Annotated in this window: 20 protein-coding genes, 4 tRNA genes and 1 riboswitch; of the genes, 15 read left to right on the forward strand and 9 right to left on the reverse strand. The window is 56.8% G+C overall.

What is annotated here, in order from left to right; translation table 11 throughout:
• Positions 1-44: 44 nt before the first annotated feature.
• The 3 genes from NAT21_RS08390 to NAT21_RS08400 are packed head-to-tail and all read right to left on the reverse strand — an operon-like array spanning position 45 to position 2,511.
• Complete coding sequence (locus NAT21_RS08390) at positions 45-230, reverse strand: hypothetical protein (RefSeq protein WP_250937275.1); 186 nt, start codon at positions 228-230, stop codon at positions 45-47.
• A gap of 53 nt (positions 231-283) precedes the next feature.
• A complete protein-coding gene (locus tag NAT21_RS08395; RefSeq protein WP_250937277.1) occupies positions 284-1,777 on the reverse strand; it encodes a glycine betaine ABC transporter substrate-binding protein in 1,494 nt (497 codons plus the stop codon).
• Entirely contained in the window at positions 1,774-2,511 is a 738-nt protein-coding gene (locus NAT21_RS08400; RefSeq protein WP_250937279.1) for an ATP-binding cassette domain-containing protein, read from the reverse strand. The genes NAT21_RS08395 and NAT21_RS08400 overlap by 4 nt, the downstream gene beginning before the upstream one ends.
• A 304-nt stretch (positions 2,512-2,815) precedes the next feature.
• On the opposite strand from NAT21_RS08400, the gene NAT21_RS08405 reads away from it, so the two are divergent.
• Positions 2,816-4,303 carry a mechanosensitive ion channel family protein gene (locus NAT21_RS08405; RefSeq protein ID WP_250937282.1) on the forward strand — a complete coding sequence of 496 codons (1,488 nt, stop codon included), beginning with the start codon at positions 2,816-2,818 and terminating at the stop codon, positions 4,301-4,303.
• An 86-nt stretch (positions 4,304-4,389) separates the two neighbouring features.
• Here the strand turns inward: NAT21_RS08405 and NAT21_RS08410 are convergent, their stop codons facing one another.
• Positions 4,390-4,563 (reverse strand): hypothetical protein, encoded by a 174-nt coding sequence (locus NAT21_RS08410; protein WP_250937284.1) that lies wholly within the window; start codon positions 4,561-4,563, stop codon positions 4,390-4,392.
• Positions 4,564-4,812: 249 nt separating this feature from the next.
• On the opposite strand from NAT21_RS08410, the gene NAT21_RS08415 reads away from it, so the two are divergent.
• The 4 genes from NAT21_RS08415 (at position 4,813) to astE (ending at position 10,546) form a co-directional block, all read left to right on the forward strand.
• A complete protein-coding gene (locus NAT21_RS08415) occupies positions 4,813-7,098 on the forward strand; it encodes a putative bifunctional diguanylate cyclase/phosphodiesterase (protein ID WP_250937286.1) in 2,286 nt (761 codons plus the stop codon).
• Between the two features lie 56 nt (positions 7,099-7,154).
• A riboswitch (FMN riboswitch) is annotated at positions 7,155-7,319 on the forward strand.
• Positions 7,320-7,415: 96 nt separating this feature from the next.
• Positions 7,416-7,898, forward strand: coding sequence for a 6,7-dimethyl-8-ribityllumazine synthase (locus tag NAT21_RS08420; RefSeq protein ID WP_250937289.1), 483 nt, complete (start codon positions 7,416-7,418; stop codon positions 7,896-7,898).
• Positions 7,899-8,141: 243 nt separating this feature from the next.
• Positions 8,142-9,485 (forward strand): N-succinylarginine dihydrolase, encoded by a 1,344-nt coding sequence (astB, locus tag NAT21_RS08425; protein ID WP_284732670.1) that lies wholly within the window; start codon positions 8,142-8,144, stop codon positions 9,483-9,485.
• Between the two features lie 62 nt (positions 9,486-9,547).
• Complete coding sequence (gene astE, locus NAT21_RS08430; protein WP_250937291.1) at positions 9,548-10,546, forward strand: succinylglutamate desuccinylase; 999 nt, start codon at positions 9,548-9,550, stop codon at positions 10,544-10,546.
• Between the two features lie 75 nt (positions 10,547-10,621).
• Here astE and grxD read toward each other — a convergent pair whose 3' ends face one another.
• A complete protein-coding gene (gene grxD / locus NAT21_RS08435) occupies positions 10,622-10,960 on the reverse strand; it encodes a Grx4 family monothiol glutaredoxin (RefSeq protein ID WP_250937294.1) in 339 nt (112 codons plus the stop codon).
• A gap of 311 nt (positions 10,961-11,271) precedes the next feature.
• Here grxD and argF point away from each other — a divergent pair, with 311 nt between their 5' ends.
• The gene (gene argF, locus NAT21_RS08440) at positions 11,272-12,192 is read left to right on the forward strand and encodes an ornithine carbamoyltransferase (RefSeq protein WP_250937296.1); all 921 of its coding nucleotides are present in this window, start codon (positions 11,272-11,274) and stop codon (positions 12,190-12,192) included.
• 117 nt (positions 12,193-12,309) lie between these two features.
• On the opposite strand, the gene NAT21_RS08445 is transcribed toward argF, so the two are convergent.
• Positions 12,310-12,385: transfer RNA gene (locus tag NAT21_RS08445), tRNA-Ala, on the reverse strand.
• A 149-nt stretch (positions 12,386-12,534) separates the two neighbouring features.
• Between NAT21_RS08445 and uvrC the strand changes: the two genes are divergently transcribed.
• The 5 genes from uvrC (at position 12,535) to NAT21_RS08470 (ending at position 15,327) form a co-directional block, all read left to right on the forward strand.
• Positions 12,535-14,352, forward strand: coding sequence for an excinuclease ABC subunit UvrC (uvrC, locus tag NAT21_RS08450; protein WP_250937298.1), 1,818 nt, complete (start codon positions 12,535-12,537; stop codon positions 14,350-14,352).
• Between the two features lie 78 nt (positions 14,353-14,430).
• Positions 14,431-14,979 carry a CDP-diacylglycerol--glycerol-3-phosphate 3-phosphatidyltransferase gene (gene pgsA, locus NAT21_RS08455; protein ID WP_250937301.1) on the forward strand — a complete coding sequence of 183 codons (549 nt, stop codon included), beginning with the start codon at positions 14,431-14,433 and terminating at the stop codon, positions 14,977-14,979.
• 85 nt (positions 14,980-15,064) lie between these two features.
• Positions 15,065-15,139 (forward strand) — tRNA-Gly (locus NAT21_RS08460).
• Between the two features lie 5 nt (positions 15,140-15,144).
• Positions 15,145-15,218 (forward strand) — tRNA-Cys (locus tag NAT21_RS08465).
• 22 nt (positions 15,219-15,240) lie between these two features.
• A tRNA-Leu gene (locus NAT21_RS08470) sits at positions 15,241-15,327 on the forward strand.
• Between the two features lie 37 nt (positions 15,328-15,364).
• Here NAT21_RS08470 and NAT21_RS08475 read toward each other — a convergent pair.
• Positions 15,365-15,628 (reverse strand): hypothetical protein, encoded by a 264-nt coding sequence (locus NAT21_RS08475; RefSeq protein WP_250937305.1) that lies wholly within the window; start codon positions 15,626-15,628, stop codon positions 15,365-15,367.
• 270 nt (positions 15,629-15,898) lie between these two features.
• Between NAT21_RS08475 and NAT21_RS08480 the strand changes: the two genes are divergently transcribed.
• Together NAT21_RS08480 and NAT21_RS08485 are read left to right on the forward strand one after the other, a co-directional pair.
• Positions 15,899-16,780, forward strand: coding sequence for a S66 peptidase family protein (locus tag NAT21_RS08480; protein ID WP_250937307.1), 882 nt, complete (start codon positions 15,899-15,901; stop codon positions 16,778-16,780).
• Positions 16,781-16,907: 127 nt separating this feature from the next.
• A complete protein-coding gene (locus NAT21_RS08485) occupies positions 16,908-18,059 on the forward strand; it encodes an FUSC family protein (RefSeq protein ID WP_250937310.1) in 1,152 nt (383 codons plus the stop codon).
• Here NAT21_RS08485 and NAT21_RS08490 read toward each other — a convergent pair.
• Both NAT21_RS08490 and NAT21_RS08495 read right to left on the reverse strand, forming a co-directional pair.
• The gene (locus tag NAT21_RS08490; protein WP_250937312.1) at positions 18,036-18,338 is read right to left on the reverse strand and encodes a hypothetical protein; all 303 of its coding nucleotides are present in this window, start codon (positions 18,336-18,338) and stop codon (positions 18,036-18,038) included. The genes NAT21_RS08485 and NAT21_RS08490 overlap by 24 nt on opposite strands.
• Before the next feature lie 49 nt (positions 18,339-18,387).
• Entirely contained in the window at positions 18,388-18,663 is a 276-nt protein-coding gene (locus NAT21_RS08495; RefSeq protein WP_250937314.1) for an FAD assembly factor SdhE, read from the reverse strand.
• Positions 18,664-18,862: 199 nt separating this feature from the next.
• Here NAT21_RS08495 and NAT21_RS08500 point away from each other — a divergent pair, with 199 nt between their 5' ends.
• Complete coding sequence (locus tag NAT21_RS08500; protein WP_250937315.1) at positions 18,863-19,159, forward strand: integration host factor subunit beta; 297 nt, start codon at positions 18,863-18,865, stop codon at positions 19,157-19,159.
• Positions 19,160-19,207: 48 nt separating this feature from the next.
• On the forward strand, positions 19,208-19,513 hold the full coding sequence (locus tag NAT21_RS08505; protein WP_250937316.1) for a lipopolysaccharide assembly protein LapA domain-containing protein: 306 nt from the start codon (positions 19,208-19,210) through the stop codon (positions 19,511-19,513).
• Position 19,514: the final 1 nt, after the last annotated feature.

A 19,514-nucleotide genomic window follows, 5' to 3' on the forward strand; every position in this document is an offset into this window, starting at 1 on the left:
GCACGCCCCCGATCAACTGTAACGCTGACGTCAATCCACGAGCACTACTGGCAGGATGAAGGCGACTGCGGACCCGGCACGCAGGGGGATGCGCCGTTTTCTTCGCCATTATTGACCACGTTGGGGGGCTCCAGCGTCACGGTATAGTCATCCGCAGACGGCTGGCTACTGCACCCGGCCAGTCCGGCGGCAAGCCCCAAAGCACACACTACTGCTGTCAAACGATACATTCTCGATGCCTCCCGAGGCGTGTTTCATCGTGTCACTGAACAGTCTAGTCGATTTACGCCCTGTTATCCGGCGTTGCAACCTGACCACGCATATGGGCAGGTATCAACCAGCGCTCCAGCATTTCAAATATCAGCTCAGTCACGATCGCCAGCATCGCCGCTGGTATTGCCCCGTACAGTACCAGTTCGTAATTGTTGAGACTCAGCCCGGTCACGATCGGATCCCCCAGCCCACCAGCACCAATAAAGGCGGCAAGCGTGGCCGTGCCAATGTTGATGACCGCTGCTGTTTTAAGCCCGGTCAGCAGGTTCGGGGCCGCCAGGGGCAGGATCACATGACGAAGCTGCTCCCGACGGGTCAACCCCATACCACGCGCTACTCGCGTCAGTAACGGATCCACGGTCAGCAAGGCAGTAATGGCGGCCCGCACAATCGGCAGCAGCGAATACAGAAAGAGCGCCACAATGGCTGGAAAGACCCCGATTCCGAACAACGGGATCATCAACGCCAGCAGGGCAATCGAGGGAATGGTCTGTAGCAGACCTGCCACGTACAGCACCGTTCTGGACAGTTTCGGCAGCCGATAAACCGCCAGCGACAACGGCAGCCCTACCAGCGCCGCCAGAAGCAGTGCACTCAACGTCAGCTCCAGGTGCCTGACCAGATCATGCCCCAGCCGTGACCAGGGCGTGGATACAGCCACTTCACTCCCCGCCTCAAGAATGCCCTGCTTGACCAGAAAATCGTGAGCTACCTGACCAAAACCTGCGCCATCCGCCGATACGGCGGCATTCATCGCCTGCATTCGTTGATCGGTAATCGACCCCGCCAGCTGATCAAGCGCATCGACGGCCTTGTCCGGTAGCGTGGCGCGGACAAAGGGCACAGCCAGATACTCCGGAAAATAATGCCGATCGTCCTTCAAAAGCATCAGGTCAAGGCGATCAAGGTCACCATCGGTGGAATAGGCATCGGTCATGTCTATGCGGTTATCGACAATGGCCTGGTAGGCAATACCGTGTTCGATGCCAACCGGCACCTGAGGCAGGTTATATGCACGGCTCAACCCCTTCCAGCCATCTTCACGCTCAATGAATTCGTGGGATAGTCCCAGTTTAAGCGACGGAGCCGTCGCCAGATCGGAAATCGTTTCAAGCCCCATTGCCCTGGCCTCGCTGGCCTTCATGGTCAGGGCATAAGTGTTATTGAACCCAAGCGGCTTCAGAATGCGCACTCCCCGGCGCTCGGCTTCTCGGCGAAGCGTCTCGATATCGGCACCGGGCATGTCAAACAGGGCCTGCGCCATGGTACCGGTGTATTCCGGATACACATCGATCTCTCCACCCTTGAGGGCCTGCCAGGAAACAATCGTTTGCCCCAGCCCAAAGCGTCGGTCAACGGTAAAACCTGCATGTTCAAGCGTCTGGGCAAACAGCTCACCCAGCATGTGGCCTTCGCGGTCGGCCTTGCTGCCCACGGTAATATCCGCCGCCAGGGCCTGTCCTCCCAACACCAGACCAGCCAGTAACAGTATCCAGCGCATCATTGGGCCACCTCCATCAACTGCCTGACCTGTTCATTGATCGGCGCGGCCGCGATGTCCCCAGGGGCCCCCGTCTGAAGGATCTGACCCGGCCCCATCACAACGAGGTAATCCGCCAGTTTCATCGCCTCTCTCATGTCATGCGTGACCATTACCACGGTACGCGGCTCTTCCCGCTGTAAATCCTGAAACCGGGCGTGCACATCGACACGTGTAATCGGGTCTACCGCCGAAAAGGCTTCATCCAGCAGCAGAATGGGTGGATTCAGCATCATTGCCCGGCACAGGCCAACGCGCTGCGCCTGGCCACCGGAGATCTGATGCGGATAGCGTGATGTCAGGGCTGGATCCAGCGCCATCAACGACAGCAGCGTGGACAACCGGGTCTGACACGCTGATGCACTCCAGCCGGCCAGCGTTGCCAGAAGCGTTATATTGCGTTCGACGGTCATATGCGGCATTAGACCGATCTGTTGTACGGCATACCCCATGTTGCGCCGCATGGCGGGCAGGCGCTCGTAATCCAGCGGCTCACCCAGTACGCGAATGTCACCCTGATCGGGCAGCAGCAGACCATTCATCAGATTGAGCAGGGACGATTTCCCACACCCACTGGCCCCGACCAGCGCCGTTACCTGACGAGCGGGCAGACTCAGGTTCAAATCCGTAAACAGGACATGATGTTCAAATGACCGATGAATGCCACGGCATTCGATCGCGGGCGTCTCGCCATCCATGGCGCTCTCCTCGTCCGTATGAATTCTGGTGTTAAAGGTACAGGCTACAAGCCTGGCACAAGGAAGGCCGCAACAGGGCGCACGATGGATATTTCACCATCCCCCGTGTCATCGCACCGTGTTTGTTGACAGGCTACAGGATACCGCGATTCAGGGAGCCCCTGGCTGGGGTACATCGCGCCTCTTTCCTTCTCATGGTCGCTTAATGCCGGATAATGCCTATCATCACCCGGATGAACTCATCGACGCGGCGAGTCATACCATCCCACCCGCCCGAACAAAGACACCATTATCAGGAATGCTCATGATCGTTTCCCGACCCGGAACTACCGGATACCGCACAGGCGGTCTGTTACTGCTGATGCTGGGCATGTTGTGGGCGGCTCCTGCTCAGGCCGCGGCCAGTGAAGCGTCAGCGACCAATGGTGAGAGCTCCAACAATGCACGGATTGAAACCACACCGACGCCACTCAAGGACAGGAATATACAGGCGCGCATTCAGGGGATTTTCTCGGAAATCGAGGGTCTGGGAGACGTCGATATCAGTGTTTCCCAGGGGGTAGTCACGCTGTCCGGCGAGACCTCAAATGACAGGAAGGCTCAGCAGGCCATTAATCTGGCCAACCGATTGACTGATGTCGTCACGGTCGACGACAGCATCAATCGCACGCTGGACGTTCAGGATAATGTTTCAACCGTTTTTCAGGGCCTCGTGGCTCAGGGCAGAAGTCTGGTCAAGGCACTTCCCCTACTGCTGGTCGGCATGCTGCTGTTCGGGCTGGTTGCCTGGTTTGGCAGCTGGTTATCCAGAAGGCAGGCGCTATGGCAGCGGCTTACCCCCAACCCCTTCGTGGCCGAACTGCTGTCACAGACCATCAGGGTCATTTTCATTGTGGTCGGGCTGATTCTGGCCTTGAGTCTGATCGGTGCCGAAACCATTCTGGGCACCCTGCTGGGAGGAGCCGGCGTCATCGGGATCGCCGTTGGCTTTGCGGTCAAGGACACCATCGAAAACTATATTGCCTCCTTGATGCTCAGTATCCGCCAGCCCTTTCGGGCGCGCGACCAGATCGTCATCAATGGCCAGGAAGGTATTGTCGTACGCTTGACGTCACGCGCCACCATTCTGATGACACTGGATGGCAACCAGTTACGCATTCCCAATTCCGAGGTCTTCAAGGGGACCATCCTGAACTATACCCAGAATCCGGAGCGCCGCTTCACCTTCGAACTGGGGGTGGATGCCAACGATGACCCGTTGGCAGCCATCAAGGTAGGACTCGATGCCGTCCATCAGCTGGATTTCGTACTGAGCGACCCTCGAGCCATGGCCGTCATCACTCATGTAGGCGACTCCAACATTGTGCTCGAATTTCAGGTGTGGGTGGATCAATCGAAAACGGATTTTTCCAGAGCACGAAGCATTGCCATTCGGGAAACCAAGCATGCGCTGGAAAATCAGGGCTTCAGCCTGCCGGAACCCATTTATCGACTCAGGTTCAACAGTACGCTCGAACAGGCACTGGAGCAGCTTCAGAGCAGGGAAAAGGGGCACGCCTCCCCGGAGGTGGCGCCGACGCCGACGGCGCGGACAACCACGGATCATGGCATCATCAATGACAGGGACAAGAAGAAGGCAAAGGCGCGAGCCAGACAGATATTGCGCAGCCAGGGCGCCGAAACCGTCTTCGATGCACGACCCGATGAAAGGCTGATGGCAAAGGTGGATCAGGAAATTGCCGAAAACACTGGCGAAACCGACTTGCTCGACAGGCACTCGCCACAGGAATAGGCCTTCAATGTGGTACCAGACTACGCCCGCCACACAAGGTTATACCAGGGCCATGAGACAGGAACGCCCCTTACGGGGCGTTCCTGTCAGCAATTACCCTTTTTGGCCTGGCCTGGTGGGCAGAAGCTGCCATTACCATGCCCGCCATGGCCACCATCGATGATCACCGGTGGCTCTGCAGAAATGCGGGCCGGATGATAACTGCAGGCCGCTACTGTTGTCGCCAGTGCCATGACCAGCACCACTCGCATCATATTCATTGCTTCCCCTCGCGCCTGCCTGTCGGCAGGTTATTTATCTGGATCATTACCCTGCGCACGTAACGGATACGCCCACACCGGATTATCGGTCATTGTGCGCAGTAGTTGACACCGACATGGTGCATTAACGGAGGTGCCAACTACCTGCTGCATGAGTGAATAGCGGCCGAACCATTAATTACCGCCCATGAATGACGATAATCAGGGACAGGCCGGCGCAGGTGCCGACCGTGATCAGGCTGATACGACATGAGCATCTCCAAAAGCGCCGTACCTGCCAGGACGCCCCAGGCTACGCGGGTAATGGTAGAACACGCCAGGCTGGCCTATATCCGAGGCATCATTCCCTTTGCCGTTATATTTCAATGCGCCTGTGCCCTGGTCATCCCCTTTTTCAGCATGCACATGCCTTCGATCGGGATGATGCTCTGGAGCGTGGCCATCATTGCCATTGCCATGGTGCATTTCGGCCTCTTCCACCGGTTTCCGACGCGTCAGTCGGAAAAGGCATTGAAGCGCATCAAGAAACGATTTCTGCAGTATACATTTGCCCTGGCGGGCATGTGGGCCATCTTTCCGCTGCTCGCCCTGCCCGGCAGTGACCCGATACATCAGGCGGTTATAGGGCTGGTGCTGATGAGCGTTCTCGGCGCCGGCAGCTTTACCCGTGCCGCCAGCCTGACGGCCTCGCTCGGCTGGATTGCCATCATCAGCCTGGGGGCATTCATTTCCATATGGGCGTGCGCCTTTGATCGCCCGCTGTTACTTGTCACCTTCCTGACATTTTACAGCGGCGTCAGCGCGCTTCTGTCCTGGAAGATATCCTCGATCCTTTGTCACCGGTTTCAAAATGAAGCCGAGCTTGTTCGGCGCAATGACTTTATTGAAGTCATGCTCAACGAATACGAGCACTCGGTCAGCGACTGGATATGGGAAACGAATGCCGGTCACTTCATCATTCATGCCTCACCTCGCCTATTGCGCGTTACCGGCATGTCAGAGAGAGCGCTTGGCCGTGCATCGGCGCTGCAGCATCTGGAAGGCGCTCAGGGTATTGAAGCAATTGAAACCCTCGTTCAGGCACGCCGTCCCTTCAAGCGCCTGATCATCTGCATCGATGCTCATTCATCCCGACGCTGGTGGGAAATTTCAGGCAAACCCTATTTTGACGACCGGGGTGAATTTCTTGGCTACCGTGGCGTCGGCAGTGATATCACTCAGCGCCAGCGGGCTCACCTTGGCATGACGTACCTTGCCGAGCACGACAGCCTCACCAAGCTTCGCAACCGTGCCTGGTTTCAGCAGCATCTGCACGTCACCATTGAAAAGCCACGGACAAGTCAGGGTGTGCCGGTGCTGTTCATGCTTGATATCGACAATTTCAAGCCACTCAACGATCAATGGGGTCACGCGTTCGGTGACAGTTTTCTGATCGCCTTCTCGGAACTGCTGAAGATACTGTGCACACCTGAAAACATCTGTGCGTCTCGTCAGGGTGGAGATGAATTTGCCCTTCTCGGCATCTTCAAAAGCGAGGCCGCAGCGCTTGATTTCGCTGACCGTCTTTTGAAACGGTTCGATATCCCGCTAAACATTCAGCAGAAGGAAGTACAGGCACGCTTTTCGATCGGCCTGACCCTGCATGCCGGTGCGACAATTAATGTCCAGAAACTGATGCAGCAGGCAGACCTTGCGCTCTACGAAGCCAAGCGCCGAGGTGGACATTGTGCTGTACCCTATTACCACCAGCTGGATCTGGCAGCCCGGGAGCGCCGACAGCTGATTACCGATCTGCGTCAGGCCATAAATGACAAGGGAATGGAGCTTTACTTTCAGCCCATTGTCATGACCGGCAGCCATCAGCCGACCCACTTCGAGGCGCTGCTTCGATGGAATAACCCGACGCGAGGATTTATCGGCCCCGATGTCTTCATTCCCCTGGCCGAGGAAACCGGGCTGATACATGCGCTGGGCAACTGGGTCATCGACCAGGCATGCGCCGTACTGTCCAGATTGCCGGCCGAGTACGGCGTTGCGGTCAATCTCTCCCCGCATCAACTCAAGACCGATGACGTGCTGCATACCGTCGAAACAGCGCTGGCCACCCATGGCCTGGCCCCCTCTCGGCTGACACTGGAAGTCACGGAAAGTGCCCTCATGCATAATGCAGACAAGGCCACACGTCTGCTGGGCCACTTTCACCAGCGTGGCATACGGTTGGCCATGGATGACTTCGGCACCGGCTATTCATCACTGGCCTACCTTGATCAGTTTCCCTTCGACATCCTGAAAGTGGACCGCTCATTCATCAAGCGGCTGGGGGGCGGTGATAACGTCAAGGACAGCACTCCGATCGTAGAAACCATCATGGTGCTCGCCAGGCAGCTCGGGCTTGATGTAATAGCCGAAGGCGTCGAAACCCATCAGCAGGCAGAAACGCTGCATGCCATGGGCTGCACGTTCCTGCAGGGATATTACCTCGGCCGCCCCACGCCGCTGTCGACGCTGATGGAAAACTGCGCCAGAGTCACCTGATTGATTTCCAGGATTTCGCAGGATATGCTCATCCGACGCTTATTTTGGTGTAGGCGTATTATTCTCAGGGCGGGGTGCAAGTCCCCACCGGCGGTATCTTTCATGCTGGCAGGATAATGTCAGTCGCTGAAAGGAGCCCGCGAGCGCCTGCCATGGCAGGGTCAGCAGATCCGGTGTGATGCCGGAGCCGACGGTGATAGTCCGGATGAAAGAGAATACAACGCTACCGATGAGCCCGGGACATCCCATGCCCGAGCCTCCCCGTATGCCTTGTTAAAGCCCTGATTCTGGTGCTATTTTTTACCTTGAGGCAAACCATGAATCAGTCAAGCACGTCCCCCTCCTCACATGCCCGTCAGGCACGTATCGGTTTTATCCAGGCCGGCTGGCATGGAGATATTGTTTCCCGCGCCCGCGAAGGATTCGAGCAAAGGCTTGTGGCATTGGGCCTGCAGGCTGATCAGATCGAAGATGTCACTGTGCCTGGCGTTCTGGAAATTCCGCTGCAGGCGCGACTCATGGCTGATACAGGCCGCTATGATCTGCTGGTAGCCGCGGGGTTTATTGTCGATGGCGGTATCTATCGCCATGACTTTGTATCCTCGACCGTCATTGATGCACTGATGCGCGTGCAGCTTGATACTCACTGCCCGATTCTGTCAGTGGTATTGACCCCACACCATTTTCAGGAGAGCAGCGCTCATCTGGCCTTTTTCAAGGAGCACTTCATTGAAAAGGGAGCAGAAGCCGCCGGTGCCTGCATCATGACACTGAATAATCAGACAGCGCTGACACGCTGAGCCCGAGACTCACGTCATCATATTCCTTACCTTGTGCGCCCTGTACGGCTTCACCGGCCGGGGCGTCAATAATCTGTCTTCATGTCTCGGCGCAATTGACACACCCGCCTTCTGACTGAACCATTTGTCTTCTGCCGCAGACTGACTGGTACAACGGCGCAGTTACCGCTTATTCTTTCAAGAAGACGCATCATGTCAGGGGCATTTCTCCCTGCCCCTGCGAACTGCTGCCGGAGTCACATCATGAGTACGGAAGTCAATTTCGACGGTCTGGTCGGGCCAACCCACCACTACGGCGCACTGGCCGAAGGCAATATTGCCAGCCAGAGCCATGGCCTTACGGCCTCCAACCCCAGGGAAGCTGCACTGCAGGGGCTGGCCAAAATGCGCGCATTGGTGGATATGGGGTATCACCAGGGCATCATCGCCCCCCAGGAACGCCCGCATGTCGCCACGCTTCGCCGATTGGGGTTTACCGGCACCGACGCACGTGTGCTTGAGACTGCCGCGCAAACCGCGCCCGCACTGCTGAGTCAGGTCAGCTCGTCTGCCAGCATGTGGGTAGCCAATGCCGCAACGGTTACTCCCGGTGCCGACACCCTGGATGGCCGGGTTCACTTCACACCGGCCAACATGGCGACCAGCTTTCATCGCAGCATCGAACATCCAGCGACGGAACGTCTGCTGAAAGCCATGTTCGCCGATGAGGATTATTTTGCCCATCACCCGGCCCTGCCTGCTGTCGCAGCCCTGGGTGATGAGGGAGCAGCCAACCATACCCGGCTATGCCACACCCATGGTGAACCTGGCATCGGTTTTTTCGTGTATGGCCAGTACGGTCTGGATCGAACAAGGCCGGCACCACGTCGCTATCCGGCGCGCCAGACCCGTGAGGCCAGCCAGGCCATAGCCCGACAGCATGGCATCAAGGAAGAGCGTACGGTATTTGCCCAGCAGCACCCCGATGCCATCGATGCCGGCGTCTTTCATAACGATGTGATTGCCGTGGGTAGCCGACGAACCCTTTTCTACCATCAGCAGGCCTTTATCGACACAGATCGTGTGATCGATGACCTGAACCGGGCCATGGCGCAGGTTGGCACCTCACTGGTGCCCATCGAAGTTCCCACGAGTGAAGTCAGCCTCGAAGATGCTGTCGCGACCTATCTGTTCAACAGCCAGCTACTGGATATTCCAGAGGGTGGGCAGCGATTGGTAGTGCCAAGCGAATGCATGGAAGTGCCTTCCGTCAGGACCTGGCTCGATAATCTTGTTGCATCCGACGGCCCCATCAATGACGTTCGGGTCTTCAACCTCGGCCAGAGTATGCAAAATGGCGGTGGGCCGGCCTGTCTGCGCCTCAGAGTAGTCTTGAACAACCTTCAGCGTCAGGCCGTGACGCCCGGGGTCATGATGACGCCCGACCGTCTGGACCAGCTCGAGGACTGGGTTCGTCGTCACTATCGCGACCATCTGGTCGCCGCAGATCTGGCCGACCCGGCCCTGCTGTCCGAAAGCCGATATGCCCTTGATGAACTGACCGGCCTGTTGCAGCTGGGCAATGTCTATGGATTTCAGCGCGGATAATACCGCCCGGTGCGCTACGATGCCGTACGCAAGAAACACGTCATACAGGAAAGGATGCAAGCATGCTGGAACAGTTACTGGACCTGGTGCGCCGCGAGGAAACACCTGAGATACAACAGGAAATCACTCCTGCTGGCACCCGGTTTGACTACCTGGAAGAAGGGATACTGCGCATCACACCGGCAGCTGACGTGCCAGGGGCACGTCGATTGATGCTCTCGGCAGGCATTCATGGCAACGAAACCGCGCCCATGGAGCTGCTGGATCGCTTGACGCGCGCCATTGCCAGAGACACGATTCGTCCTGCCGGGCCGATCCTGATCGTCTACGGCAATCCACCCGCCATTCGCGCCCAGCGCCGCTATATCATCAGAGATATCAACCGGCTATTCAATCAACCCGATGCCCCTGCCGGTGATACCGAAGAACATCGGCGGGCACGCATCATCGAGACAAGAACGGCCGAGTTTTTCGAGCAGACGCCATCGGCTCTTCATATCGATATGCACACGGCCATTCGGGAATCACGCATCCCCACCTTTGCCCTGCTGCCGGGCGATGAAGAAACTACCCCGGACCCTCAGCTACTGGCGATGCTGTCACACACAGAAATCGAAGCGGTTATTCAACAGCACACCCCGGGTGTCACATTCAGTAGCCTGAGCCATTTTCGTCATGGTGCTCGTGCGGTCACCCTGGAACTGGGAAAGGCACGGCCCTTTGGCCAGAATCAGGGCGTCAGGGTCGAGGCGCTGGAATCACTGCTGACCGCGCTGATCGAACACCGGCAGCACGCTGAAAAGTCACCTCATGCACTACGGCTGTTTGACGTAACCTTCGAGATCATTCGCACCAGCGATCAGTTCGTGCTGCACGTACCGAATGATCAGGCCAACTTTGTAGCCTATCCGCCAAACAGCTGCCTGGCCGAAGATGGTGCGCACCGCTGGATGACCGATGAGCACAGCCGTTTTTTGATCTTTCCCAATCCTGGCGTCGATATTGGCCTGCGTGCCGGCCTTGTTCTGCGTGAAACCCAGGAATATAGGCCCGCCGTATAAGCGCCAACCTTTCTTTTATCCCTGGACATGAAAAAGCCCGCCATTCGGCGGGCTTTTCTTTACTCGGAAGGCAGCTTATTCGGCTGACTCGGCGCGGTTTTGGCCGGCCTCCTTGATCAGGGTCTGCAACTCACCGTTTTGATACATTTCAACGATGATATCGCAGCCACCTACCAGCTCCCCTTTCACCCATAGCTGCGGGAAGGTCGGCCAGTTGGCGTATTTCGGCAACTCGGCACGAATGTCCGGGTTATCCAGAATATTAACGAAGGCAAACTGCTCGCCACACCCCATCATGGCCTGAACTACCTGTGCAGAAAATCCGCACTGCGGCAGCTGGGGAGTCCCCTTCATGTAAAGCAGAATGTCGTTTTCGGAAATCTGCTGCTTGATCGTGTCTACAGTAGCGCTCATGACCATCCTCGATAATATGTCTGCCCCCTGTGATCAGGGGCAAGGTGTGTATTTTTCCATTCTACCTGTCTGATCAGTGAAAATCAGCGGGTGCCAGCGTACTGCCCTGAAAGATGGGGGCACAATTGCGTCAGTCAATGACTATGGCTAGGATAGGATGTTTTCCAACAACGTGTCTGGCGCACTTACCCACCCTTGCGCCATGACCACCGGGCGCTGTCATGGGCTTCAAGGCCGATGCGGCGCTTTTTTCATTCGTGGCCCCTTTCAAGACGCTACGGTGACACAACAAGGGAAACAGGAGCGACATCATGGCCGTCAGGCACTTTCTTACCTTGCTGGACCTATCTCCTCAGGAGCTGGGACATGTTATACAACGCGCCATTACGCTCAAGACGCGCCTGAAGGAGAAAGGCCCGGTTTACACCCCGTTTGCCAACCGTACGCTGGCAATGATCTTCGAGAAATCCTCGACGCGAACAAGGGTCTCGTTCGAAACAGGCATGGCGCACTTCGGCGGACACGCCCTGTTCCTGTCCAACCGTGACACCCAGCTTGGCCGTGGTGAACCCGTTGCGGACACTGCACGTGTACTGTCTGAAATGGTCGATATCGTCATGATTCGCACCTTCGAGCACACCAAACTGACCGACTTTGCAGCGCACAGCCAAGTGCCGCTTATCAATGCGCTGTCAGATGATTATCATCCCTGCCAACTACTGGCCGACATGCAGACCTGGCAGGAATGCCGTGGCCCAATGGCCGGAAAGACGGCTGTCTGGGTGGGTGACGGCAACAACATGTGCCACTCCTGGATCAATGCTGCACGGCAATTCGATTTCAACCTGGTTATTGCCTGCCCGGAGGGCTACGAGCCCGATGCCGATATCATGCAGGCCGCAGGAGATCGGGTTCGCATCGAGCGTGATCCCATGAAGGCAGCAGAAGGGGCGCACCTGATTACCACCGACGTGTGGGCTTCCATGGGTCAGGAGGAGGAACAGGCCATCAGGGAGGCCGCCTTCAAGGACTTTCAGGTGACGGAAGCGATGCTGGACAGTGCCGATGATGAGGTCATTTTCCTGCACTGCCTGCCGGCTCACCGGGGCGAGGAAATCAGCGACACGCTGCTTGAAGATGATCGTGCCGTGGTATGGCAGGAGGCAGGCAATCGCCTGCACGCCCAGAAGGCCATGATTGAATTTTTACTGCTGGGTGAAGTGAACGACTGACATACGAGGGGCCGCAACGATATTGCGGCCCCTGCTACCAATGAGGCGCACTGCTCATGGGCAATAAAATCGCGCACTAAAAAGGCCGCCGGAATTTATTCCGGCGGCCTTGAAATCTGGTGGAGCCTATCGGGATCGAACCGATGACCTCAACGCTGCCAGCGTTGCGCTCTCCCAGCTGAGCTAAGGCCCCTAAAGACAGGGCGTACTTTACGGATTTTTCTCTTTAAGGTCAAGGGGTCAGGTTTCTTTTTTGCATGAGCTCGCCTTGAGTTTTATCCCCGACGACGCCATAACCCACCTACAGTGATAACTACCCACAACAAGCCCAGGACATTATTCATGGCGTTTGATGCCCGCTCCTTTCTGAAAACCGTCTCGGAATCCCCTGGCGTCTACCGCATGCTGGATGATGGGGGCAATGTGCTGTACGTCGGAAAGGCCAAGCGCCTCAAGGCACGGCTGGCGAGCTATTTCAGAACGACCGGCCTGAACATCAAGACTCGGGCTCTGGTTGCGCGCATTGACGACATCCAGGTCACGATTACCCGCAGTGAAATCGAAGCGCTTATTCTTGAACAGACCCTGATCAAATCGTTTCGACCGCCTTATAACATCCTCATGCGCGACGACAAGTCCTATCCTTACATATTTGTCAGCCAGCGCCATGACTATCCGGCACTCGAGTTCAAACGAGTTCGACAGCGAGGAACCGATGGCCGTTACTTCGGCCCCTACCCCAGCTCGGTTGCCGTGCGGGAAAGCCTGTCACTGATGCAGAAGGTCTTTCGTATTCGTAATTGCGAAGACAGCGTTTTTGCAAACAGGACACGTCCCTGCCTCCAATACCAGATCGGTCGCTGTACCGCGCCCTGTGTCGATTATATTTCAAGGGAAGACTATCGGCGTGACGTGGAACATGCCGTCATGTGCCTGTCGGGCAAGAGTGAGCAGGTGACAATACGCCTGTCCGAACAAATGGATGCCGCCAGCAAGGCGCTGGAGTTTGAAAAGGCAGCCTATCTACGCGACCAGATCAGCGATCTTCGCACCCTGCAAAGCCAGCAGTCGGTTGAAATGGATCAGGGCCATGCCGACATCATGGCACTGGCCGAGCAGCCCGGCGGTGCCAGTATCAGCGTGCTGGCCGTCAGACAGGGCCGTATGCTGGGCGCACGTCATTACACACCCAAAAACGAGCTGGGCCTGACCGGCAGCGATCTGCTGGGAAGCTTTGTCAGTCAGTATTACCTTGGCCATGACCGTGACCTGCCTCCGGAAATCATTGTAAGTCATGCACTGACAGATCAGGACGTACTGGAAAGCGCCTTCAGCGAGCAGGCCGCTCGACGCGTTCGAATTGCTCACCAGGTACGTGGCCATCGAGCACAGTGGCAATCCCTGGCAGTAACCAATGCAGAGCAGCATCTCAAGACCCAGTTGAGCGGCCAGGATCAGATGGACAAACGGTTTGCCAACCTTGCTGACATACTGGGACTCGAGGCACCGGCATGCCGGCTCGAGTGCTTTGATATCAGCCACAGCCAGGGAGAAGCCACAGTGGCTTCCTGTGTCGTGTTTGAAGCCGGAGGCCCGGTCAAGTCCGACTACCGTCGCTTCAATATTGAAGGTATCACCGGAGGAGATGACTACGCAGCCATGAAGCAGGCGCTGACGCGGCGCTACAAGCGAATTCAAAACGAGGAAGCCAAGCGCCCGGACATTCTGATCGTCGATGGTGGCAAGGGCCAGCTGAGCATGGCGCGGGAAGTCTTCGAGGAACTGGGAGTGACCAACATCATCCTTTTGGGAGTAGCAAAGGGCACCACCCGCAAGCCGGGACTGGAAACACTCTATATCGAAACAAGTACCAACAGTGTCACGCTTGATAGCACCCTTCCCGCCCTGCACCTGATTCAGCACATCCGCGATGAAGCGCACCGATTTGCCATTACCGGCCACCGCCAGCGCCGGGACAAGCAACGCCGCACGTCATCTCTGGAAGGCATTCAGGGGGTCGGGCCCAAGCGCCGGCGGGAGCTATTGCGTTTTTTTGGTGGCCTTCAGGGGGTCAGCCAGGCCACTCGCGAGGAGTTGACGCGAGTCCCGGGCATCAATGCACAACTTGCCGAACAAATCTATCTCGCACTTCATGGCTGAGAAGTCTCGATAACCACGTTACACTATCCGGCGTCACCGCTTCTGCCTTCAAGCGACCCGCAAGGACGCAACGCTACAATGAATATTCCGAACATCCTTACTCTTATCCGGATCGGATGCATTCCGCTTCTCGTGGTTGTCTTTTATCTGCCGTTCAGCTGGTCGCACTGGGTCGCCGCCCTGCTGTTCGGGCTGGCCAGCATTACGGACTGGTTTGACGGCTATCTGGCCCGAAAGCTGAATCAGAGCACACCGTTTGGCGCCTTTCTCGACCCGGTAGCCGACAAGTTGATGGTGGCCGTGGCCCTGGGGCTTCTGATAGAGCTCTATTGCACGCCCATGATGACCCTGCCAGCCCTGGTCATTATCGGGCGAGAAATCGTGATCTCGGCACTGAGGGAATGGATGGCCGAAATCGGCAAGCGGGCCAGCGTATCGGTGTCCTACATCGGTAAATTGAAGACGACTCTGCAAATGGTATCGATTTTCATACTGCTGGCCTTCACCCCGGGTACGTCACTTGCCATGGCAGGTATCGCACTACTCTACGGCGCGGCCCTGCTGACGCTGTGGTCCATGTGGATCTACCTGCGAGCGGCCTGGCCGGAGCTGACACGCTCGATGTAGATCAGCAACTCCATGCTTTCAGGCGATTTTTCGGATCGCCTGTTGACTTGTCATTCACCATACGTATAATTCGTCTCCGAGTTGAGCGGGAATAGCTCAGTGGTAGAGCATCGCCTTGCCAAGGCGAGGGTCGGGAGTTCGAATCTCCTTTCCCGCTCCATGAAAGGCTGGATGGCAGAGTGGTCATGCAGCGGACTGCAACTCCGTGTACGCCGGTTCGATTCCGACTCCAGCCTCCATTCATGACTCAACGCACATCCGGCCCGGATGGCGGAATAGGTAGACGCAAGGGACTTAAAATCCCTCGCCCGTTAGGGCGTGCCGGTTCAATTCCGGCTCCGGGCACCATGTCTACATCAGCTTTTTCTTTTCCCCTCGTCTGGCATTACCCTTCCTGTAACGCAACATCCTCCCTTCCCTTTTTACGCATGATTTCCCTGACATCCCCACAGCCAATGGCGTTTATACGCTGGGCACTGCCACAACGCCGGCACACCACATAACGATCATCATCATTTAGCGGCACTACCGCAAAACTGAAAAAATGATACCAGCCATCGCGCATTTCATTGCGTGGCGTGGCACAGCCATTACAGGTGAGCCTTACCTGCCCCAGCTGTATCGCCGCATCGATCAACGCCTGCTTCATCTGCCAACTCTCCCGCTCTGGTTGAATTCATGCTTCAACCCAAGCCTGATCTGCACCAGTGACCTCCCCATGGCAATGGCATGACAGACCGGTCACCATTTGAAGTCAGATCAAAGGCATACGCTGCTCACTGGATTGCAAGCCGTCAACGCGAGTAATATCCTTGGCACCCCACATTGTTCGACACTGTTACCGATCATCAGCGAGAAAAAGGACGTTCACGCCTTGAACATACCTGCGCCATTATTTCCGCTCGCCTGGCCCATCGACATGCCGCTTTCTCTCGTGGCACCGTCCGGTGCGCTCGACAGTGCGAGACTCGAAGGATGCATCAGGGCGCTGAAGGATCAGGGTATCCACTTTACCGTGGGCCGTGCCGTCAGAGCGCGACATCGAGCGATGGCCGGCACGGTCATTCAGCGCATCGACGATTTACATGCAAGCTTTGATGACTCACACGGCGGGCCTGTCTGGGCATTACGCGGCGGATATGGCGGCGCGCAATTACTGAAGCAGATTGACTGGCAGCGGCTTTCGGTAGAGCGGCCTCTCATCGGTTACTCGGACCTGACGGCGCTACTTGAATCAGCCCGACGACACGGAAGGTACGGCATCCATGGCCCAGTGCTGACCGAGTGGTGCATTCATGAAGAGCATGATGAAGACCGCATCAACCGACAGACCTCACTTGATTCCGTCGCGCGCATTCTGGAAGGACAGCTTCCCCGCTTCGAGATCACGCCCCTGATACTTGATGCGCCACTGAAGGGCACGGTAGTAGGTGGCAACCTGACAGTTCTGGCAAGTCTTTGTGGCACGCCGTGGGCCCTTTCCCCGCCCTCGCACTCCCTGTTGATTCTCGAAGATGTAGGCGAGCCGCTTTACCGGCTTGAACGAAGCCTGTGCCAGCTTCTGGACAGCCTGCCGGATGAGGCCATTCAAGCCATTGTCCTGGGTGAGTTTGTTCGCTGCCCCGGCGCAGAACATGATGAGTTGATAGCCATGATGACGGATCATTTGACCCCACGCGGCATAGCTCTGGCGAGCGGCCTGCCGGTTGGTCACGGCCCGCGCAACATGGCCTGGCCCTATGGGCACCCCGCCCTGCTTGATCTGCACTCGCTTGATTTCAATACCCCGTCCCATCGCTGATGGGCATGACGCGGGGCTGTCCCGATACTCATTTCAGAACATCACCCACTGACGAGCTACACCCTTTACGCTCCCGCTCAAGCGCTGCCATTCCGGCGCCCCCACGCCTGGTAAATGACTGACATCCATGTTCCGATTACGCGACCCCTACCTCATTTATTACTACCGCAAGCAGCTTCATATCCTGAGGTCATCGATTGCACTGACCTGCACCTTTCTGATCATTACCTTTTTTGAACTGCCCCACAGTGCCTGGGCGCTGGTCAGCACACTCATGGTCATGGGCAACCTGCCTCATGTCGGAGGGGTACTCGACAAGGGCGGACAGAGACTGCTGGGCACTCTTCTTGGCGCCCTGCTGGGGCTGCTCATTCTGACAATACCGTCTCCTCCCGGCTGGCTGATTCCATTTCTGACGCTGGCCAGTATTGCCATTGCACTGTTCATTACCTTCACGGGCCGCTTCAGCTATAGCGCCCTGATGTTCGGCATCACGATCCTGATGGTCGTTGGCGCCGGCAATCACGACCTCACCATTGCCCTGTGGCGTTCATTCAATGTGCTGATTGGCACACTGATCGGTATTATCGTGACCGCTCTGTTGCTGCCACAGAAGGCAACCGACCTGATGCGATTCCTGATCGCCGATAATATCGACAAGCTGTCACGGCTTTACCATGCCCACACCACCGACCGACGTTACGATGATGACGAGGTCCAGCACATGCTGAAAAAAATCACGGCGCAACTGGTAAAGCAGCGCAACCTGATCGACCCGGTCCATCAGGAAGGCCGCCTCAAGCGTGGTGCGCTGGAAGATATCATCTCGCTGGAACGACGAATGATATCGACGGTAGAGCTGTTGCTCGAGACACACTGGGCCACCAGGGATGGTCACGACATCATTGAGCGATTTGAAGGGCTACGAAACGAGCAATATGAACTGGCCACCACGCTGGGCACGCTGGGCTATCTGGTCAAGACGGGCCGCAACATCGATCTGTCGGTCGGCCTGTTTCATCTCGACAGGTATGCAGACCAGGCCATGACCGCCAAAAGCAGCTCCGGACGCGCACTGTACAGTCCGGCAGGATATTTATGGCTCAACCGTGAACTTGGCCGCCAGAGCAACGCCATGATCACCTGCCTGTCCAACATGCAGCATTTGCCAAGCCAGCGACTGCGCAAGCGATCACGTCGCCATCATCTGATCAGCACCGAGAAGACACTACCGGTTCCGGAGGCACGACCGGAGTCAACGGTGCCTGACAGGGAGTGACCGGCAGCAACGACGAAAACGCCACAGAGCATCACGCTCGGCACTGTCCGGCCATACCCAGTAATGGCGACCATTGCAGCTGATGCCCAGCAGCCACGCACCGGCATAAAAGACATCAACCTCGGCTGATTGCCAGCCGGCACGGCCGTCAAGATAACGCCAGCCCTGTTCACGATCGTGGCACAGGGCCGGCAGAACGCGACAGGATTCAAGACGCAGTGCTGCAGCCAGTGCAACGGCCGTAAAAAGGGCAATCAGAGGAGAAACGCATGCTGCCATGATCAGGGCAATCAAGGCAGCAAGAAGAGACGGAACGATAACCGCCAGTCTAGATGGGACGAACGTCACGGGTGTTAGCGGTTTCGGCGTCATTGATAACCATATTCACCATGCGATGCAACTCGGGATCCGAGGGTACCTCACGCCGCATCAACCACATGAAAAGATCCTGATCCTCTTCAGCCAGCAACGTGACATACAGCTGTTGATCGTCATCGGACAACGCATCAAACCTGCGCTCCAGAAACGGCACAAGCATCAGGTCAAGTTCCCACATCCCTCGACGTGAATGCCAGTAAAGCCGCTTACGTTGTGCTTCTTCCATACCATCGTCCTTTTCAGTCCCGACTTGAATTGATCAGTATATCGCCTGCCCGGCTGCCACAACAGCAGGTTGCGGTATACCGCCTTTTATCTATAACCTGTGATGTGCTAGTTCGTTGTTTTGAAGGCAGTTAGCCGCTATGCTGTCGACACAATAAAAACGTGCCCAGCCGGGGATGCAGACGTACGGAGAGTACTCGATGACCAAGTCCGAGCTGATTGAGCAGATTGCTTCGCGCCAATCGTCGCTATCGCTCAAGGAAGTTGAATCAGCGGTTCGCCTTATACTGGATGACATCACCGACTCGCTGGCCCAGGGCGGCCGAGTCGAAATACGCGGTTTCGGCAGCTTCTCCCTGCACTACCGGGAACCCAGAGTGGGCCGTAACCCTAAAACCGGTGACGCTGTTCCCCTGACGGGAAAATATGTCCCCCATTTCAAACCCGGAAAGGAACTGCGCGAACAGGTCGACGCCAGCCGCTCGCTGGGCTATTGAACCTGATCACTGCCCTTCCTTGATTGCCAAGTTAAAAAGGATTACATCATGCGCTGGATCAAAGGCGTCATCATGGCCATCGTCGCTCTGGTGGTTATCGTGCTCGGGATCCTGTTTGCCGTTCGCAACCAGGCATCGGTTCCACTTGACATCATCTGGACCAGCCTTCCTCCTGCGTCCCTCTCCCTTTGGCTTTTAAGCACCCTGGTTGTCGGCGTGCTTCTGGGCATGATCGCGATGACGGGCATGTATCTGCGCCTGCGCACGGCACTGGTCAAGGCGCGCCATGAACAGCGCACCCAGCAAAAGGAACTTGATCAGCTTCGTACTCGGGAGCTGAAGGGCGTTTCCTGAT

This window comes from Larsenimonas rhizosphaerae (assembly GCF_023700005.1).
GTDB lineage: Bacteria > Pseudomonadota > Gammaproteobacteria > Pseudomonadales > Halomonadaceae > Larsenimonas > Larsenimonas rhizosphaerae.

What these genes read in the sequence shown, in the direction of transcription:
- NAT21_RS08405 (WP_250937282.1), top strand. Translation starts at nt 2,816, where the DNA reads ATGATCGTTTCCCGACCCGGAACTACCGGATACCGCACAGGCGGTCTG.
- NAT21_RS08490 (WP_250937312.1), bottom strand. Translation starts at nt 18,338, where the DNA reads ATGGCAGCATGCGTTTCTCCTCTGATTGCCCTTTTTACGGCCGTTGCA.
- NAT21_RS08505 (WP_250937316.1), top strand. Translation starts at nt 19,208, where the DNA reads ATGCGCTGGATCAAAGGCGTCATCATGGCCATCGTCGCTCTGGTGGTT.
- NAT21_RS08395 (WP_250937277.1), bottom strand. Translation starts at nt 1,777, where the DNA reads ATGATGCGCTGGATACTGTTACTGGCTGGTCTGGTGTTGGGAGGACAG.
- NAT21_RS08400 (WP_250937279.1), bottom strand. Translation starts at nt 2,511, where the DNA reads ATGGATGGCGAGACGCCCGCGATCGAATGCCGTGGCATTCATCGGTCA.
- pgsA (WP_250937301.1), top strand. Translation starts at nt 14,431, where the DNA reads ATGAATATTCCGAACATCCTTACTCTTATCCGGATCGGATGCATTCCG.
- uvrC (WP_250937298.1), top strand. Translation starts at nt 12,535, where the DNA reads ATGGCGTTTGATGCCCGCTCCTTTCTGAAAACCGTCTCGGAATCCCCT.
- NAT21_RS08480 (WP_250937307.1), top strand. Translation starts at nt 15,899, where the DNA reads ATGCCGCTTTCTCTCGTGGCACCGTCCGGTGCGCTCGACAGTGCGAGA.
- NAT21_RS08485 (WP_250937310.1), top strand. Translation starts at nt 16,908, where the DNA reads ATGTTCCGATTACGCGACCCCTACCTCATTTATTACTACCGCAAGCAG.
- NAT21_RS08495 (WP_250937314.1), bottom strand. Translation starts at nt 18,663, where the DNA reads ATGGAAGAAGCACAACGTAAGCGGCTTTACTGGCATTCACGTCGAGGG.
- NAT21_RS08420 (WP_250937289.1), top strand. Translation starts at nt 7,416, where the DNA reads ATGAATCAGTCAAGCACGTCCCCCTCCTCACATGCCCGTCAGGCACGT.
- argF (WP_250937296.1), top strand. Translation starts at nt 11,272, where the DNA reads ATGGCCGTCAGGCACTTTCTTACCTTGCTGGACCTATCTCCTCAGGAG.
- astE (WP_250937291.1), top strand. Translation starts at nt 9,548, where the DNA reads ATGCTGGAACAGTTACTGGACCTGGTGCGCCGCGAGGAAACACCTGAG.
- grxD (WP_250937294.1), bottom strand. Translation starts at nt 10,960, where the DNA reads ATGAGCGCTACTGTAGACACGATCAAGCAGCAGATTTCCGAAAACGAC.
- NAT21_RS08390 (WP_250937275.1), bottom strand. Translation starts at nt 230, where the DNA reads ATGTATCGTTTGACAGCAGTAGTGTGTGCTTTGGGGCTTGCCGCCGGA.
- NAT21_RS08415 (WP_250937286.1), top strand. Translation starts at nt 4,813, where the DNA reads ATGAGCATCTCCAAAAGCGCCGTACCTGCCAGGACGCCCCAGGCTACG.
- NAT21_RS08475 (WP_250937305.1), bottom strand. Translation starts at nt 15,628, where the DNA reads ATGAAGCAGGCGTTGATCGATGCGGCGATACAGCTGGGGCAGGTAAGG.
- NAT21_RS08500 (WP_250937315.1), top strand. Translation starts at nt 18,863, where the DNA reads ATGACCAAGTCCGAGCTGATTGAGCAGATTGCTTCGCGCCAATCGTCG.
- NAT21_RS08410 (WP_250937284.1), bottom strand. Translation starts at nt 4,563, where the DNA reads ATGAATATGATGCGAGTGGTGCTGGTCATGGCACTGGCGACAACAGTA.
- astB (WP_284732670.1), top strand. Translation starts at nt 8,142, where the DNA reads ATGAGTACGGAAGTCAATTTCGACGGTCTGGTCGGGCCAACCCACCAC.